Below are 16,873 nucleotides of genomic sequence, written 5' to 3' on the forward strand. Positions count from 1 at the left end.
GAAGTGTAGCCCCGTCCTTTGTTCATACTGCACGAGGCATTAGCCACATGGCCGGTATCCACAACGGCCGGGTTTAGGGGCGGAAGGTATTGTCTCCGTGTGGAACAATTGATTTAGGAGTTTGATACAGCATAATTTAAATTGTTGCCGTATGAGAAAAATTATTTAATATCACATTCTAAAGCCTTGTGAGCGAACTACCTAAAATTCTCCTATCATGATTAACTCAATTAAAATCAAAAATATCGCATCTTTCTGTGAAACCGGTGTATCTATAGATAATTTAAAAAAAATCAATTTTATCTATGGTGCTAACGGTTGTGGAAAAACGACTGTATCTAACTTTTTATTTGAGACGGCACACCCTTTTTATTTCAAATCATATATCTCCTGGAAAAATGAATTGCAAATAGATTCACTGGTGTATAATAAAAGGTTTCGCGAAGAAAATTTCGGCAAGGGAGAAATTAGTGGTGTTTTCACCTTAGGGAAAGCAACTAAAGAACAAATTGAAGAGATCGAAAAAAAGAAAGACCATCTTACAAAACGAAAATTATTTGGAGAAGAACGTAGGAAGTCTTTGACAAAGCTTATAGAAGATAAAATAGAGTTAGATCTTCTATTTAAAGAAGATTGCTGGAAACTGATCTATAAGAAATATGAAAAATCGCTAAAAGAGGCATTTAGAGGAAATATAAAAGATAAGGAATCTTTTAAGAACAAGTTAGTGTCTGAATATCAAAGCAATGAATCTGATTTACTATCACAGGAGGTTCTTTTCAACAAAGCTGAAACTATTTTAAATACCGAACCTAAACACATTGACCTCTTATCGAACATTGATTTTCAGAAAATCACACAACTCGAAACTAATAGCATTTGGGAACAAAAAATTATTGGAAAGGCCGACGTTAAAATAGCAAATTTGATAAATCACCTAAATATTAGTGATTGGGTGAATGAAGGAAGGAGTTACATAGACAAACAAAACGATACATGCCCATTTTGCCAAAGCAATACAATCAATGAAATTTTCAGGAAAGATTTAGAAAGCTTTTTCGATCTTTCATATACAACTGATATAGATAGTTTGAAACATACTGCGGAACAGTATCGAAGCGGAATCGAATCTCTTATAAATCAATTAATTTTCACTGAAGACACTCAAAAACAACTAGGTCGCTCTAAGTTAAGCTTAGAACTCTATTCTCCATTCTTACGGACAATAATTTCTAAGTTCCAGACTAACCTTGAAAAGATTAATTCCAAATTAAAAGAACCGAGTCGTTCAGTAGAACTCGGCTCATTGAACGGTGAATTTGAAGACATCAAGGAGGTTATAGAACGAGCTAATACCTTAATTAGAGAAAACAACTCCTTAGTTGTAAACTACATCACAGAAAGAGATAAGTTAACCAGTGAAGCGTGGAAATTTGTTTGCAACGAATTTGAACCAAATATTCAAACCTACCTTGGTAAAGATAAAGGCCTTAGTCAGGGAATTCAGAAGCTTGATGAAGATATCGCTAATCTAATTGCAGAATATAAAGAGCTTAGGAAAGAAATCATTACGCTTGGCAAAACTGTAACGAGTGTCCAACCAACTATTGATGAAATCAATCGAATCTTAAGGGGTTATGGCTTTTCCAATTTCCAAATAATTCCCTCACAACAAAATGAGAATCAATATCAGATCATCAGAGAAGATGGCAATTTAGCTGAATCGACTTTGAGCGAAGGGGAAGTAACTTTCATTACATTCTTGTATTATCTACAATTAACCAAGGGTGGTACTTCCGAGGAAAATGTATCAAATGAAAGGATTTTAGTAATTGACGATCCCATCTCAAGCCTAGATAGTAATGTACTTTATGTTATAAGTTCTTTGATAAAAGAAATAATTAAGGATATTAAAGCTGACAGAAGTAACATCAAGCAACTAATACTACTGACACATAATGTATACTTCCATAAAGAAGTGTCCTTCGTTGATGGGAGGAAGGATAAGTCAAATTCAATCAATTATTATATTTTAAGAAAGAGAGATAACATCACTCAAATACAAGACTTTGGGTCTGAAAACCCAATTCATTCATCTTATGAATTGCTATGGAATGAGTTGAAAAATCATGAAAAGAATTGTGGGATAACTATCCAAAATACAATGAGGCGAATTATTGAGAATTATTTTAGAATACTCGGAAAATATGGTGATGACTATTTAATATCAAGATTTCAAAGTCAAGAAGAAAGAGAGATATGCCGCTCCTTAATTTGCTGGATTAATGATGGTTCTCATACACTTCCGGATGATTTATTTATAGAGCATCAAGACGCTGTGATAGATAAATATTTTAATGTGTTTAAAGGCATATTTGAACACTCTAACCACATAGAACATTATAATATGATGATGGGAGTTAGAGAAGAAGAAATTTCCCTTGTTATTAGTTAGTTTGGAGATATTATTATAAAGCTAGTTTTATTGAAGTAACCTGCGGAAACGTCGAAATTAAGAAAGGATTTTTGAGTAGTCTCTTGAATTCTATTGTTGGTGTTTAAGTGTACTAGACAAGTGTCTAGATTTTCTCTTTGAACTAGATTGACAAATCTCTTTGACCTATTGCTATTGTCTAAGTATACTAGACAAGTGTCTAGATTCTCTTTGAACTAGATTGACAATCTCTTTGACCTATTGCTATTGTCTAAGTATACTAGATAAGTGTCTAGATTCTCTTTGAACTAGATTAACAATCTCTTTGACCTATTGCTATTGTCTAAGTTTACTAGACAAGTGTCTAGATTCTCTTTGAACTAGATTGACAATCTCTTTGACCTATTGCTATTGTCTAAGTATACTAGACAAGTGTCTAGATTCTCTTTGAACTAGATTGACAATCTCTTTGACCTATTGCTATTGTCTAAGTATACTAGACAAGTGTCTAGATTGTCATCTTGAGTTTGATATTTAGATAATAATCTAAATATCTTGGCTAGTCTTATCGAATTCCTTTCTTAACTTCCACATAGGTCTAGTATCAGAACCATCGTTAGAAATTTTGCCTTTTTTTCTTAGCGTGGTTAACACGTGTGTAATCTTATTCTCTTTTTGCTTAGTATTTAAGATGTTAGGAAGTTTATCCAATAATAAATCTCTAATTTCTTGCCTAGAAGCAACCTTATTCGACTGTAGAAACTCTATTACTAGACTGCAGTACCACTTCATATCAAAACCTCTATTTTTGATATAAGTAGCTACTTGATCTGTCTTTTGAGCAATCTTTTCTGCTAATATGTAATTAGGTTTTCTACCTTCAATTAACTTTTTTCCCTTTAAATATTTGATATCTTCCTCTGTTAGCTTTTCTAAACTTTGCTTTTGAATCTTGTCAAGAAGAATTATATCATTTAAAGATAAGTCTGGATTTTTTGCTAATGTCTTAGCAAAATGGGGGTCAAGAACCTTCCCTATTATTGTAACTTCCACTTTATTATTCGCAATCTCAAACTCAGGCATTGGAAAAAAACGTTGCTTTTGGAAAGTAAACATCCTTCTTATACCACTTCCAATAGTATCAACCATTTTTAAGTTAAACATAGCAGTAACAAGAAATGGATTTCTATATTGCTCTTCCGGTGAATTATTTTGAATCACTTTTTCAACAGATCCAGGGATAAAAGTACCTTTATTACTAAATATTAATCTATCATCAGCTTCAACCACATTTATACGCCCCGATAGTTCATAATCTTGATGGGCTATACAATTATTTAATGCTTCGCGTATTATATATGGTTCATATTGAAGTATCTCTTCTGGAAATAAAGAACTATCGTTTATATATCTATATTTAAGATTTCTAATTTTATGATAGACTTCATCGACAGCTAATATAAATGGACAGGTTACAATTTGATAATCCTTTTCTGATCCATCTCTATCTTTCAATATCCATCTAATTTTAACTTCAGAAGGGTTAATGAAATGTTCGCTTTCAGTTTTTCCAAGCAATATTATAGCCGTCCTAGTGATTTTACCGTTAATTGTAAGTTTTGCCTTGTTAAGAAAAGTAGTATCATCCCAAGTATCAACCTCGCCAGACAAGTTTGGAAATTTAGACTTAAAGTTAGTACGGGCTAGTAATAGTGCATTGATATCTAAATCATTAATGCTTGCTAATGGAATCACCTGGGCACTCCAATCATGGATTTTATGTAAGGGCTCATTTAGAATCGAATCTAATCTTTCGGACTTTATTCGTGTTAAATTATCCCCTATACGTTGCCAACCAGTCTTATGGGCATATACTGGCTTTCTTGGCTGATGTTTGGGTATATGAATTATCCATATTGTTTTTCCGGTATCAGACGTCGTATAGCTTTCTACCATTAAGCCCACTTCTGGAAGGTTCGTACAATTTCCTATTAATCGGAAAGGAAGGTTCTCGGGTGTAAAATCATGAAAGTCTTGAATTCCAATTATTTTTAAAGAGGTATCTTCAACCCCTAGAATCAACCATCCGCCATTTATATTCGATATTGCAGATACATAAGAAATAACATCTTCACCTTTATGGCCTGATACATTTAGTTTTAAAGACTTAAACTCCTTCCATTCACAACTTTCGTTTTCTTTTGGGTATTGTAATTGCAAAAATTCTTGAAGTTCCAGTTCTGTCATTGATTCATAAAAAAATAAAAATAAGAGATTGTTTAACAAAAGACTTAACTAATCTGATAAATAAGCAATATTATAATTTACATGCTGGCCGTCAATGGGCCGATGTATTTACAAGAAAGGAATACATATACCCCCCAGTTTGGCGCAAGTATGCAACTGAGCCATTGAGCGCAGAGTACTTGTGCCTTCATCCCCAATCGCCCTTGTCTGCTAAAGGCTGGGGATGCTTTTGAGCCTCTGTAACTTATGCTTTGCAGTAAATTAAAGTTTGTAACTTTCGTCCAAAACATGATCATGGTGTAAGAAGCCAATCATATCGCTATAGTATAAGTTTAATTTTGAGCAAACTGCCTTTCATACCACACCAGATTTACAAGCGATCGATAATACACGATCGGTTTGGAGGGACGCGGCAGGGTGGTATTGCTCCTTCTGCGCAATTTCCTTACATATTCATTTTTTCTGGTAGTCAAGGCAAGGCCCATGGGTACGAAGATGCATGGGATAATTCCCAAGTCTACACATATACCGGTGAGGGACAAGTCGGTGATATGCAGTTTATAAAAGGGAATCTTGCTCTGAGGGATCACTTAGCAACCGGAAAACGAGTATTCTTATTTGAATATGTGCAAAAAGCCTACGTCAGATTTGTAACCGAATTAGAGGTGTTTGATTTTGGATATTTTGAAGCTTTAGATTCTGGAAAGAACTTAAGACAAGCAATTCGTTTTTTCTTCAAAAGACCGGAGGAAACATTGCCAAAAGCCTATCAGCTTTTTGAGCAACAAACATATGCAGCGGACGAACTTTCTATTTATCGAGTCCCAGAATTCACTGAGCGGGTGAGCCTTGGGAAATCAAGAATCGGACAAGATGCTTTTAGAAAGCGCATCATTCATCGGTGGGAATACAAGTGTGCTGTGACAGGTTTTGACAAGCCGAATATTCTTATTGCTTCTCATATTCATCCTTGGAAACATGCTTCAGATCATGAAAGATTAGACGTCAATAACGGCATTCTTCTCTCTCCGACTTATGATGCTTTGTTTGATACCCATTTAATAAGCTTTGAAAATACTGGTAAAATAATCTTGTCTGATACTATCGAATTTGAAGCTTATAACAAGATCGGCGTAACTGGCAAGGAAGCGATCAAAGCATTTCATACAGAAAATCTATATTACATAGAAAAGCATCGGTCGAACTTGCGTTAGGTTACTCTCGCTGTTCGACCTTTCTGGTTTAAGTCTTCCGCAGGGCGACTTACATCTTTACCATGAAAACCAGGACTCCGTCCGGCTTGCCACCTACAAAAGCTCAACCTTCAGCAAACTGGGACTTTCCTTAACTAAACTGTCTTAGCACAACAGGAGCACTAACCTTCACCACTTACTTTATAACTTGGATTACTTTCATAATGCATTCTATGCTTTTAAAGCTTAATCCACCCCCGTTATATTCTGGAGCTGGGTTAAAGGATCTCAATTTAACATAGCCCGAACCTGCATTTATGAAACTAATAGTTTTACATATTTTGAATCATCTCATTTGTGCTTAATTCTATCGGAAGGTTATCCTGCTGCCAAAACTGATAAACTTTATTATTGCTGTTGGCAGCACCTGCCCGCTTAAAAATCCTAGCTTCCCCGCCTGTAATTCGGGCAGGCAGTCTTTCCTGCTTTCCTATGTATTAGATTCAATACTTTCAATGACCATCCGGCTGGTGAACTTTTTAAAGTCCCTTATAATAGCTGCAAGCTCAAATCCTTCTTTAGCTGAAGCAATTAAATCAACATTATTGCTCATGATAATCCAGGCATGAAGTATTAGACCTTTCTCTTTAATGCAGAAGTTCAGACTTTCTATTAGGATCTGCTTATAGCATTCACGATTAAATACATCAATCCAATTCACAACAGAAAAGGTAATAACCCTTCGACTTCGCTCAGGAGGGGTTTGGTGTTATCTCCAAAACGATATCGGGTAGCCATAGATTTATGATAAAGGTTAGCTAAAATAGAGATTTTTCTACATCGCCGGACTGAGTCCTGATTTTCAAGAATGATTAAAGAGCGCTGCGCTGAACTCTTAAACCAGAAAAGGGGCTCGACTTGATCGGTAATCCTAAAACCACCCCTTTATCCCCTCCTTGAAGATAAGGAGGGGAGTATAGCGCTTTAGGCAGGCTGCTCGAACCGCAGTCAGGTATAAAAATGGATTTCCATAGCATGATAACAAATGCACTTTTTTGCATACGTCCAGGCAAACGTCATTAAGCACATCAATCATCAAATTACCAGAATCTAGCGCCGGCCCGAGCAGAACGGCGGGCCGGGAGTTTGCCCTGTGCGGCTGAAGCTTCGTTCTGTTCTTGATTTTTTCGTTCTTTTTTATCAAGAAAAAAGAACTAGGCCTCCCCGCGGCCATGAGCGGGAAAGAATACTGCTTTTATTGAGATTATAAAACCGGAATAACGCTCCTATACTATCATTTTAACCTGTGGTTTTTTTGCACCCGCCAGTCAAACGGCATTAAGCACGGCAATCATCATTTTCTACGCCTCGTCCGACTTGATCGGAAATCGTAAAGCACCATACCGGTATCAGGTTTATCGTGCTCTGTATTAGGATTCCTGCCTGCGCAGGAATGACGGGGATTAAGGTGTCACTTCCTAAAAAAGCTATACACAAAAGCCAGTGTATGGAACACCAGGAAAACGAGATTAAAATTGTCATTACCTTTTTTGATTAGTTAATAAGTGAATACCTTCCTTCATCTTTTCTCCTGGGTGGATATTCTGAATATATAGCCATGGCTATATATCTTACATTCTGTTCAGACTCTAAAAGGCAAAGGAACGTGAGGCAGTATCCCTTATAAAATAAACTTTACCTTTGTTTTTTGCTCGTAATTATTGTTTATTACCTATTAGTTAATAAATAATACAGTATTACTATGGCTGTATTGAAGGGCAATATGAACAACATCAGCCTAACCTCATTCAACCATCTAAAAGCCTGTCGTGGCAAAGGTTGTTTAAATGCAAAAGAAATTTATGGATTAAACCAATGCAGTACATCTTAGTTAAATACATAGACACTACGATTATGAAAATAACAATTGCAGCTTTAGGAATCTTTTTCTTTTTGAATGTGATGCAGGTTGCTGCTCAGACAAATAAAACGACCACCGAAAAATTAGTTACCTCTAAAAATTTCGTATTCATTGCAACGAGAGCAAATCCAATATCTGAACCTTCGCTTAACCAGATAATGGGACCGAATGCAATGAATAACGTGCTGGATCTTTCAAATGGCAGGTATCACTTGCGGGTTACAAAAGACAGTATTGTAACTGATCTGCCTTTTTTTGGCAGGTCGTACAGCGCTCCAATGAATACGGATAATACCGGTACAAGATTTACTTCAAAAGATTTTACGTATTCAAGTACCAAAAAGAAAAAGACCTGGATCATTACTATCGAACCAAAAGATGTTCAGGACAGCCAGAAGCTTATTATCAGAGTTTATGAATCTGGCTCTGCTATATTAAATGTTAATAATTATAACAGGCAAGCTATTTCTTTCGACGGCTACATCAGTAAGATTTCCACTGCAAATAAAAATTAAATTCCTGGAGGGTGTTTCAGATCTCCTGGCCGACAGCATGTCTGGCAGAACATGTAGAACAGCGAGGAGGGCCATAGTTAAGGCGAAAGTCCGGCACAGGGCTGCCTTTCTCTCCCTCCGGGAGAGATGCCGAAGGCAGAGAGGGTTTACAGGATTTTTCGTTTACTATTCTTAACTTCAGAGCATCAGACATGTTCCGCAGGGGATGTCGAACAGCAATTTTTATTTTTATTCTAAACCAACACAAAAGATCTCATGAAACTTGATATGTATGTCAACTACAAAGGGAATTGCCTTCAGGCATTTCACTTTTATGAGCAATACCTTGGAGGTAAGATCACTTCTGTGGCGACCTTCGGTGAATTGCCTGAAAAAGCTAATATTCCTGAAGAAAGAAAAGACCAGATCATGCATGCACGGATCGAGATAGGTGGCACAGTGATCATGGGAGCTGACATACCAAACGCCGAACCCATGCGAAGCGCCTATCTTACTCTCACGCTTGATAGTGCCGAAGAAGCAGAAAAAATTTATTACTTGTTGTCTGAAGGAGGTGAAATCTTCATGAAGATGGAGGAGACCTCCTTTGCATCTCGCTTTGCTATGCTGCGGGACAGGTTCGGAGCGTCATGGATGTTACTTTACCAAAAATAAACGCCTCCGTTTAGTACAAGTAGCCAAACCTTTTTGAGGAGGACCTGGGCCTTCCTGGCATTAACCCATCATATCTGACCGAAATTCGAATCAGGATACTCACCGGTTAGCCCCGGAAACAGCCAGATACTGCCTGAAAAAACCGTAAAGCCTGTTCAGCGAATCATCCCTCTGCGGAACCGAATGCCCCTTCCCATAATCCACCATCATCAAGGCCGGCACCCCAATCGAATCGAGCTTAGCCTTAAAATGCGCCACCTGATCCCGGTAGTAAGCCTCATCATCACTATTGTAAAAAAACAGCACCGGCGCCGTAGCCGATGTTTGAGCCAGATAAGCAGCCCCCATCAGCTGCCACCGATCATAATTACTCTCAAGCGGCCCCCACGCCCAGGGGCAACGCGTTTCCAGGTTCGAATCTCCGTCACCGGCAACATGATAGATCTTCGTATAATCAAACACTCCCGGACCAAGCACTGCGGCCTGTACGTCATCCGAAACACCGATATTAAAACCTGCATTCTCTAAGTCAGGTACAGAACGGTCGCCTACAGCGAGAGAACCCGCAGTAGAACCCCGCGAGAAACCATAAATGCCAATCTTGCCGGTAAGATTCAAGCGGCCAGCCATCGCCCGCAGGCTCCGCACCGCCGACTTCACCTTCCTCCCGGCGTCAGGGTTTGTCTGGTACGACTTATATGTATCGTTCCGCCCATCCACTGGTTTGCCTTTTCCCCAGGGAGCGTATTTCGGGTGATCGGCTATAGCCCAGGCAATTCCCAAAGCAGCTGCACCTTCCAGAAACGAATCGTTAAAACCGGCAAGCGTATTTCCCAGGTTCAAACGCTGGTCGGTATTAGCTGCCGTCAGCATCTTTTTCTCCGTATCCCAGGTAGCATAGCTATTGCTATAAGAGAACGACAAAATAACCGGTACAGGCACCGAAGCCTTAGCGGGATAGATGATATCCATATGCAGCGTATCACCAACCGTGTATTCCGCAGGAGTGTTGTAAACTGCAGGATCATCAACAAAATAAGGCACATCGCGCATAATCCGGTACCCTTCAAACAGCACATAAGATCTATAACGCGAACAATTGCTCAATCCGGCAAACCTGCCCGCTGCAATAGCATCGTTGATTGCAATAATATCCTGATTAATCGCCGGCGAAACCGCCTTAACATCATGCCTGTAGTTTAGCTCAATAACACGGTACCCCTGCCCCAGTAACCATTTCACATCAGCCTTTTTCGTGTTACCGCCAATCTTCTTAAAGCCCGGGTTCACCAGGTAAACAACCGTCAGATAATTGCCCTCATAATCTTTCAGCGGCCGGGCAGATTCGCTTGTTCTATAAGTAATTACACCTCCCGTAACCTGGCTGTGCCATTTTCCTTTTGCGGCAAGCGCAGGGCCAGACAAGCCGACGAGGAGAAGGATTAATATTGATCTGCAAAAACCGTTGAGCATTGAAAGCTTTTGAGGTAAAATTGCCGAAACGAAAAATGTGAGAGAGCTTAATGGTTGCCTTAATATATATGTCATGCCTTGGACGACAAATTTAGTTATTCGTGGCCAGACGACCAGATTTGACAGGAGGTAAACACAATATATTGAAGCAGCTCTTGTCTCCTCTTACTGGCCCCTTGCTTGCGCAGGCGTATTCGATCAAATGCACCAGCGAATCAAGAGTGCAAATGACAGAAGAATGATGACCATACGCGTGCGCCAGCACCGGGGGATAATGGATGAGATCGGGAATTAAAGCTTCAAATCAACAAAGAACAATAAAATTGCTAGCAGAGTCTGCTACCCTCTCTGCCTCCGGCATCTCTCCCAGAGGGAGAGAAAGGCTGTCCCGCACAAAGCGCTTTAGCTTATGGCGCTTTAATCAGAACTTAAGGAACAAACTTTCTTAAGTTGACGGCTATGGTGGGAACTCCAACAAAAGGAAAATGCATTGCCGATAGAATTTAAGCAAGGAAATGCATGAACAGAAATGATTATTATTATTCATGCTCATTTTATGAAAGAAATGACTGTGAGTTTAACCGGCTGACGGATTATCGTGAGGACTTTTAACATGGGGGTTTTGTTAGTGCGGACACCAACAAAGCGAAATTGGTGTCCCCACAATAGCCGTTAACTCTGTATGAATGGACATCTTGTGTGGGTTAGCCTTTCTCCGCCTCGGGGAGAGATGCCGTAAGGCAGAGAGGGTTGGCGCTTTACATGATTTTTCCTCCATTCAATTCATGGGCGTTTTGTTGGTGATTACACAAACAAAGGGAAAACTCTTTATGAATGGGCGTCGTGTGTGGGTTAGCCTTTCTCTCCCTCGGGGAGAGATGCCGTAAGGCAGAGAGGGTTGGCGCTTTACAGGATTTTTCCTCCATTCAATTCATGGGCGTTTTGTTGGTGATTACACCAACAAAGGGAAAACTCTGTATGAATGGGCGTCGTGTGTGGGTTAGCCTTTCTCTCCCTCGGGGAGAGATGCCGTAAGGCAGAGAGGGTTGGCGCTTTACAGGATTTTTCCTAGATTCAATTCATGGAACCTAAACCTAAAGAATTCCGAAGATACTTAAGAAAGGAATCCACTACTGCAGAAAAGATTTTATGGTTTCATTTCAGGAATCGGAAATTTCTGGGTTTGAAAATCCGACGGCAGCATACTATTGAAAATTTTGTAGTAGATTTCTATATCGATGAATTAAAGCTTATAATCGAAGTAGATGGGAGTGTGCACGATAACCAGGGACAGTTAAACTATGATCACTTTCGTAATCGGGTGCTAGAGTCCAAAGGCTACAGCGTGGTTAGAATTGATAATGTCTCTGTAATTGATTATACAGAGGCTGCATTGGAATGAATAAAGGATGAGATCGGGAAATTAAATTTTCAAATCAACAAAGAACAATAAGATGCTAGCAGAGTCTGCTACCCTCTCTGCCTCCGGCATCTCTCCCAGAGGGAGAGAAAGGCTGTCCCGCACAAAGCGCTTTAGCTTTATGGCGCTTTAATCAGAACTTAAGGAACAAACTTTCTTAAGTTGACGGCTATGGTGGGAACTCCAACAAAAGGAAAATGCATTGCCGATAGAATTTAAGCAAGGAAAGCATGAACAGAAATGATTATTATTATTCATGCTCATTTTATGAAAGAAATGACTGTGAGTTTAACCGGCTGACGGATTATCGTGAGGACTTTTAACATGGGGGTTTTGTTAGTGCGGACACCAACAAAGCGAAATTGGTGTCCCCACAATAGCCGTTAACTCTGTATGAATGGACATCTTGTGTGGGTTAGCCTTTCTCTCCCTCGGGGAGAGATGCCGTAAGGCAGAGAGGGTTGGCGCTTTACAGGATTTTTCCTCCATTAAATTCATGGGCGTTTTGTTGGTGATTACACAAACAAAGGGAAAACTCTTTATGAATGGGCGTCGTGTGTGGGTTAGCCTTTCTCTCCCTCGGGGAGAGATGCCGTAAGGCAGAGAGGGTTGGCGCTTTACAGGATTTTTCCTTCCCCACCGGGGTGGGTTGCCTCACCAAACCCTTTCAACTCTGTGGATGACACCGCGGTACTTCTATTTAAAACTATAGCCTATCGCCAATCCCGGAAAAGGCACGAATATCGATCTGTTCAGATAAACTGCGGAGCCGCTTGCACGAAGCATTAACCCATTATGCGATTGAAAACGGTACCCCATATTCAATAATGTGGCTACTCTGAAGGCAGACTCATTATAACCATTTCTACGAAGGTTTATCATCGGGGTAAGGCCAAGCCCCATTTCAATTCCACTTCTCCTTTTGCCGACGATATAATTTACACCAACTGGAAGAGTGAATTCAGAGTTCCCTGCCATACCTGCACCTGCACTAACACCAAAACCGTCGTTTCGGTCGGGCTTAAGGCGGATATCAAAATTACCTGTTAGCCCAAGACCATTGCCGAGTCCTTCGAAAAAAAGTGATTTGCGATATTTTCCCGTCAATTCGTCGGGTGCTTTAGAAACAATTGATTTCGTCTTTTTAGAGTTAAGATTTAATCCGTACTCCACTCTCAATGCAATCTGGCCAGGCCTTTTAATTTCATTCAGGTAATCATGAATCCGGCCTGTCATCTTTTCATATCTAAGGCTAACATCAAATCCTTTTTTGGTCTCCATCCCCAGGCCTGCGGCGTAGATAAAAGGATAAGTATAAACTTCACTCTTTGTACCTACAGCTATACCGGCCTCCGAAGAGAGATAATACCTGTTAAGGGGAAACACTTTTACGCCGAGCTTAAGTGGAAAATAGGCGATATTAGTTTCCTCCACGCCGTTCCTTAGCGAATAGTGATTATAGCCTGCCGAAAGCGTCCCGGCAATGCTGCTGCTAAAATTCTTTTGAATCCGCAGATCTGCGCCACCCACTACATCGTATCCGCTGGTGGTTGCTGCCGCTGTGCTCAATCCCACTCTCAGTCGCATTGGTCCAAGTTTATCTGCACGGGGTTGAGCCTTAGAAAAATTCACACCCAGACCCAGCCTCAAAGTATTCCTTTTTCCATTATAAAAGTCAAAAAAGTCACTGTTAATCTGCGGGGTTAAGCTCCTTGCATAACGTAATTCAGCAAAAAAGAGCCTGTTAATTTTGTATTGAGATCCTACTTCGGCAGAGAGCCCCCATTTTTTGAAACGGTAATCAATTCCATTTGCATCAACTATGTAATCAAGCTTAGGCCCAAGCAATACATTCCAATTGTTTATAAGATTGTACTTCAGATTAACGGGTAATTCAATTAAATGATAATTATCAGTAAAGGAAAACAGCAGTTCACTGCCCATGCTGATTTTGGATGTCAGTTTAGTATCTGCAAAAAAACCCGCATACAATTCTGTACCAACATATCCGCTGTTGCCGCCATTAGCATCAGTTGCATCAACATCACTTTTATTAAGGCCAACTTTAGCCCCAAACGTGGTTTTCCTTTCCTGCCCATAAAGTGTGAGGCCGTTGATTGTCAGGATCAGTATGAGAGCTATTTTATGCGGGTGGTACTTGTTCATATTTCTATATTAATATGGCTCATAAATCTGGGTTAATGAATTATCTGTTGAGATAAAATTCCTGGTCTTAGATTGAATAATTGTTCTGTAAGATATGTTAAATCTCAGATAAAAAGATTTCTGATCCGGCGCCACAGACACCGCTGTTCAAGTTGTTGCAGAATGTGTTTACTGGTATCAGGTTAAGGGTTTGAAGGCTGTGAAAGCTGTTCGACATGTTCCGCAGGGCATGTCGATCTCCAGATAAAAAGGGATTTGTAATCCCGCTATAAAATTTCATATTCGAATATGGGATCTACTTATACCATCAAAAACCAGCATACCCAGCACTTCATTACGTGTACCGTTCATCAATGGACCGATGTATTTACAAGAAATGAATATATAGAAATCTTACTGGACAGCATCAGATTTTGCCAATCATCAAAAGGCCTGCAAGTATACACCTGGGTTATTATGAGCAATCATATTCATATGATCGTGAATAGCAACAAGAAAATCTCAGTGATAACGTGCAGGGATCGTGGAAAAAGAAGAAGAATATTTGTATAGCAGCTGTGGAGATGTTTATGGTGTAAGGAATGCCTGCCCGAATTACAGGCGGGGATTATTAGAATTGGTAGTTTAGAGGATTACAAATCCTCCTTATCTGTTATTCGACATGCCTTGCAGAACATGTCGAACAGCGAGTTTAAAGCTGGCTAATTCTCTCACAGATAAAACAAACCTGGCGAAAAATATTGACAGATTGAAAAAGCCTGGCTGAACCCCATGATTTAATAAGATAAATTGATTTATCATTTCTTCCGCTTGTTCTTGTAATCGATATTTTACTATTGGCCAATTGTATTGTTTGTTTCTAAACACCAACTTTACTGTCTGCTGAAAACGCAGGCGCAGGGTGCACATCATAAAGCTCCGGCGATAACCAAATTGAAATTAATTGAACCCTTATTACTCTGAAATAATGAAGAAACAAGTTCTGTACCTGCTGTTTATTTTGTTAAGCACCTCACTTTACGGCCAGCGTATCATGGAAAACCTTGACCGCGGGGTGATAGCCGTTCGACACAAGCCTGATTCTGTTTTTATTAGCTGGCGCCTTCTGGGTACCGAACCCGCGAACCTGCCATTTAATATCTACCGTACAACAGGCAGCAGCCAGGCTGTAAAGCTCAACTCGCAGCCTATAAGCGCAGGCACTAACTTTACAGACACCAAAGCAGACCTGACACAAGTCACAGCCTATACAGTGAAAGCACTTGTAAACGGCAAGGAAACTTCCGGGAGCAAGCCTTTTATTATCCCGGCCAATGCTCCTTTGCGTCAATATCTTTCCATTCCGCTTCAAACACCTACGGGCTACAGGCCACACGATGCCTCGGCCGGCGACCTGGATGGCGATGGCCAGTACGAACTGGTTTTGCATCAGACAGGTAAAGGCTTCGATAACTCTTTTAATGGTTTGACCGACAAGCCCGTTCTACAGGCATATAAGTTAGACGGAACCTTACTCTGGACCATCAATCTCGGCAGAAACATCCGTGAGGGCGAACACTATACGCAGTTTATCGTCATCGATATGGACGGCGATGGGAAAGCTGAAGTGGCCATGAAAACTGCCGATGGAACTATTGACGGTAAAGGAAAAGTGATTGGCGACTCTGCTAAAGATTACAGAAGTAAGGACGCCAGAACACTGGGCAAAGTACTTGACGGACCGGAATTCTTTACGATTTTCAACGGTGAAACGGGTGCAGCCCTTGCCACCACAGACTATATCCCCTCCCGCTATCCTACCGATGGCTGGGGCGGGCCCGGAGGCAATGGAGGCAATGACAATACAGGAAACCGCGTGGACCGTTTCCTGGCCTGTGCGGCTTATCTCGATGGTAAGTTACCAAGCGTTGTGATGTGTCGTGGTTATTATGGCAGAACCGTGCTGGCTGCATGGGATTACAGAAACGGAAAACTAACATCACGATGGGTATTTGACACTAAAGATGGCAAGAATCCTTTTTCCGGACAGGGCAACCACAACCTAACGGTTGCTGATGTGGATGATGACGGAAAGGACGAAATTGTATATGGCGCCATGGTGGTAGACGATAATGGAAAGGGCTTGTTTTCTACCGGCTTCCGGCATGGTGATGCTTTGCATGTAAGCGACCTTGATCCAACAAAACCAGGACTAGAAGTTTTTGGCCCTCATGAAATAGAAGACCACTCGAAAGGAGACTCAGGATATGTTAAAGATGCGGGTCCCGGGGTGGCGGTTTATAGTGCCCGTACAGGAAAAGTATATTTTACAGGGGCGATTGACACGGATGTTGGAGGAGGGGTGGCTGAAAATATAGACCCCGATAACGCTGGCGCCGAAATGTGGTGGTCAAACTCCGGCGGATTGCATTCGATGAAAGGAGAAAAAATCGGTCCTACCCCTACAGGCAACTGGCCTATCTGGTGGGATGGAGATTTTACCCGCGAGCTGATGGGTGGCAGCAGGATCAATAAATACAAAGGGGGCACTATTTGGAGCCCGCCAAGCGGGGAAAGGGGCAACGGCAGGGGAAATGCAAATCTGGCCGCCGACCTGTTCGGCGACTGGAGAGAAGAGATGGTTTTGAGCGCCGGCCCCAACGAGCTCCGCATTTATACTACGGTCATTCCAACAAGCCACCGCCTTTATACTTTAATGCACGATCCTCAGTACAGACTGAGCATTGCCTGGCAAAACGTTTCTTACAATCAGCCGCCGCATTTAAGTTTTTACCTTGGTGAAGATATGAAGAAAGCTCCTAAGCCTAATATTGTGCTCGCAAAATCAAGCAAGGTACTCAGGTAAAGCCC

At 40.7% G+C, this 16,873-nt stretch carries 11 protein-coding genes; 7 read left to right on the top strand and 4 right to left on the bottom strand.

What is annotated here, in order from left to right:
- Window positions 1–217 precede the first annotated feature (217 nt).
- Entirely contained in the window at window positions 218–2,455 is a 2,238-nt protein-coding gene (locus WG906_RS16120; protein WP_339993873.1) for an AAA family ATPase, read from the top strand.
- Between the two features lie 525 nt (window positions 2,456–2,980).
- Here WG906_RS16120 and WG906_RS16125 read toward each other — a convergent pair.
- The gene (locus WG906_RS16125; RefSeq protein WP_339993874.1) at window positions 2,981–4,681 is read right to left on the bottom strand and encodes an RNA/DNA-binding domain-containing protein; all 1,701 of its coding nucleotides are present in this window, start codon (window positions 4,679–4,681) and stop codon (window positions 2,981–2,983) included.
- Window positions 4,682–5,019: 338 nt separating this feature from the next.
- Between WG906_RS16125 and WG906_RS16130 the strand changes: the two genes are divergently transcribed.
- Entirely contained in the window at window positions 5,020–5,895 is an 876-nt protein-coding gene (locus tag WG906_RS16130; protein ID WP_339993875.1) for an SRA domain-containing endonuclease, read from the top strand.
- A gap of 469 nt (window positions 5,896–6,364) precedes the next feature.
- On the opposite strand, the gene WG906_RS16135 is transcribed toward WG906_RS16130, so the two are convergent.
- On the bottom strand, window positions 6,365–6,595 hold the full coding sequence (locus WG906_RS16135; protein ID WP_339993876.1) for a transposase: 231 nt from the start codon (window positions 6,593–6,595) through the stop codon (window positions 6,365–6,367).
- A 1,154-nt stretch (window positions 6,596–7,749) separates the two neighbouring features.
- Between WG906_RS16135 and WG906_RS16140 the strand changes: the two genes are divergently transcribed.
- Complete coding sequence (locus tag WG906_RS16140) at window positions 7,750–8,310, top strand: DUF4251 domain-containing protein (RefSeq protein ID WP_339993877.1); 561 nt, start codon at window positions 7,750–7,752, stop codon at window positions 8,308–8,310.
- 267 nt (window positions 8,311–8,577) lie between these two features.
- Entirely contained in the window at window positions 8,578–8,964 is a 387-nt protein-coding gene (locus WG906_RS16145) for a VOC family protein (protein ID WP_339993878.1), read from the top strand.
- 99 nt (window positions 8,965–9,063) lie between these two features.
- Here the strand turns inward: WG906_RS16145 and WG906_RS16150 are convergent, their stop codons facing one another.
- The gene (locus tag WG906_RS16150; RefSeq protein ID WP_339993879.1) at window positions 9,064–10,512 is read right to left on the bottom strand and encodes an alpha/beta hydrolase family protein; all 1,449 of its coding nucleotides are present in this window, start codon (window positions 10,510–10,512) and stop codon (window positions 9,064–9,066) included.
- A gap of 1,006 nt (window positions 10,513–11,518) precedes the next feature.
- Here WG906_RS16150 and WG906_RS16155 point away from each other — a divergent pair.
- On the top strand, window positions 11,519–11,839 hold the full coding sequence (locus tag WG906_RS16155) for an endonuclease domain-containing protein (protein ID WP_339993880.1): 321 nt from the start codon (window positions 11,519–11,521) through the stop codon (window positions 11,837–11,839).
- A gap of 714 nt (window positions 11,840–12,553) precedes the next feature.
- Here the strand turns inward: WG906_RS16155 and WG906_RS16160 are convergent.
- Window positions 12,554–14,023, bottom strand: a complete 1,470-nt coding sequence (locus WG906_RS16160; RefSeq protein WP_339993881.1) for an outer membrane beta-barrel protein — start codon at window positions 14,021–14,023, stop codon at window positions 12,554–12,556.
- A 288-nt stretch (window positions 14,024–14,311) separates the two neighbouring features.
- Between WG906_RS16160 and WG906_RS19495 the strand changes: the two genes are divergently transcribed.
- Window positions 14,312–14,575: a transposase gene (locus WG906_RS19495; RefSeq protein WP_431844486.1), complete on the top strand. Its 264-nt coding sequence runs from the start codon at window positions 14,312–14,314 to the stop codon at window positions 14,573–14,575.
- Window positions 14,576–14,990: 415 nt separating this feature from the next.
- Window positions 14,991–16,868 carry a rhamnogalacturonan lyase gene (locus WG906_RS16165; RefSeq protein WP_339993882.1) on the top strand — a complete coding sequence of 626 codons (1,878 nt, stop codon included), beginning with the start codon at window positions 14,991–14,993 and terminating at the stop codon, window positions 16,866–16,868.
- The last annotated feature ends 5 nt before the right edge of the window (window positions 16,869–16,873 follow it).

Source organism: Pedobacter superstes, from assembly GCF_037622515.1.
Taxonomy (GTDB): Bacteria; Bacteroidota; Bacteroidia; order Sphingobacteriales; family Sphingobacteriaceae; genus Paradesertivirga; species Paradesertivirga superstes.

Coding starts and splice junctions, on each gene's coding strand:
- WG906_RS16155 (WP_339993880.1), top strand. CDS start 11,519: ATGGAACCTAAACCTAAAGAATTCCGAAGATACTTAAGAAAGGAATCC.
- WG906_RS19495 (WP_431844486.1), top strand. CDS start 14,312: ATGGGATCTACTTATACCATCAAAAACCAGCATACCCAGCACTTCATT.
- WG906_RS16120 (WP_339993873.1), top strand. CDS start 218: ATGATTAACTCAATTAAAATCAAAAATATCGCATCTTTCTGTGAAACC.
- WG906_RS16145 (WP_339993878.1), top strand. CDS start 8,578: ATGTATGTCAACTACAAAGGGAATTGCCTTCAGGCATTTCACTTTTAT.
- WG906_RS16150 (WP_339993879.1), bottom strand. CDS start 10,512: ATGACATATATATTAAGGCAACCATTAAGCTCTCTCACATTTTTCGTT.
- WG906_RS16160 (WP_339993881.1), bottom strand. CDS start 14,023: ATGAACAAGTACCACCCGCATAAAATAGCTCTCATACTGATCCTGACA.
- WG906_RS16125 (WP_339993874.1), bottom strand. CDS start 4,681: ATGACAGAACTGGAACTTCAAGAATTTTTGCAATTACAATACCCAAAA.
- WG906_RS16165 (WP_339993882.1), top strand. CDS start 14,991: ATGAAGAAACAAGTTCTGTACCTGCTGTTTATTTTGTTAAGCACCTCA.
- WG906_RS16140 (WP_339993877.1), top strand. CDS start 7,750: ATGCAGTACATCTTAGTTAAATACATAGACACTACGATTATGAAAATA.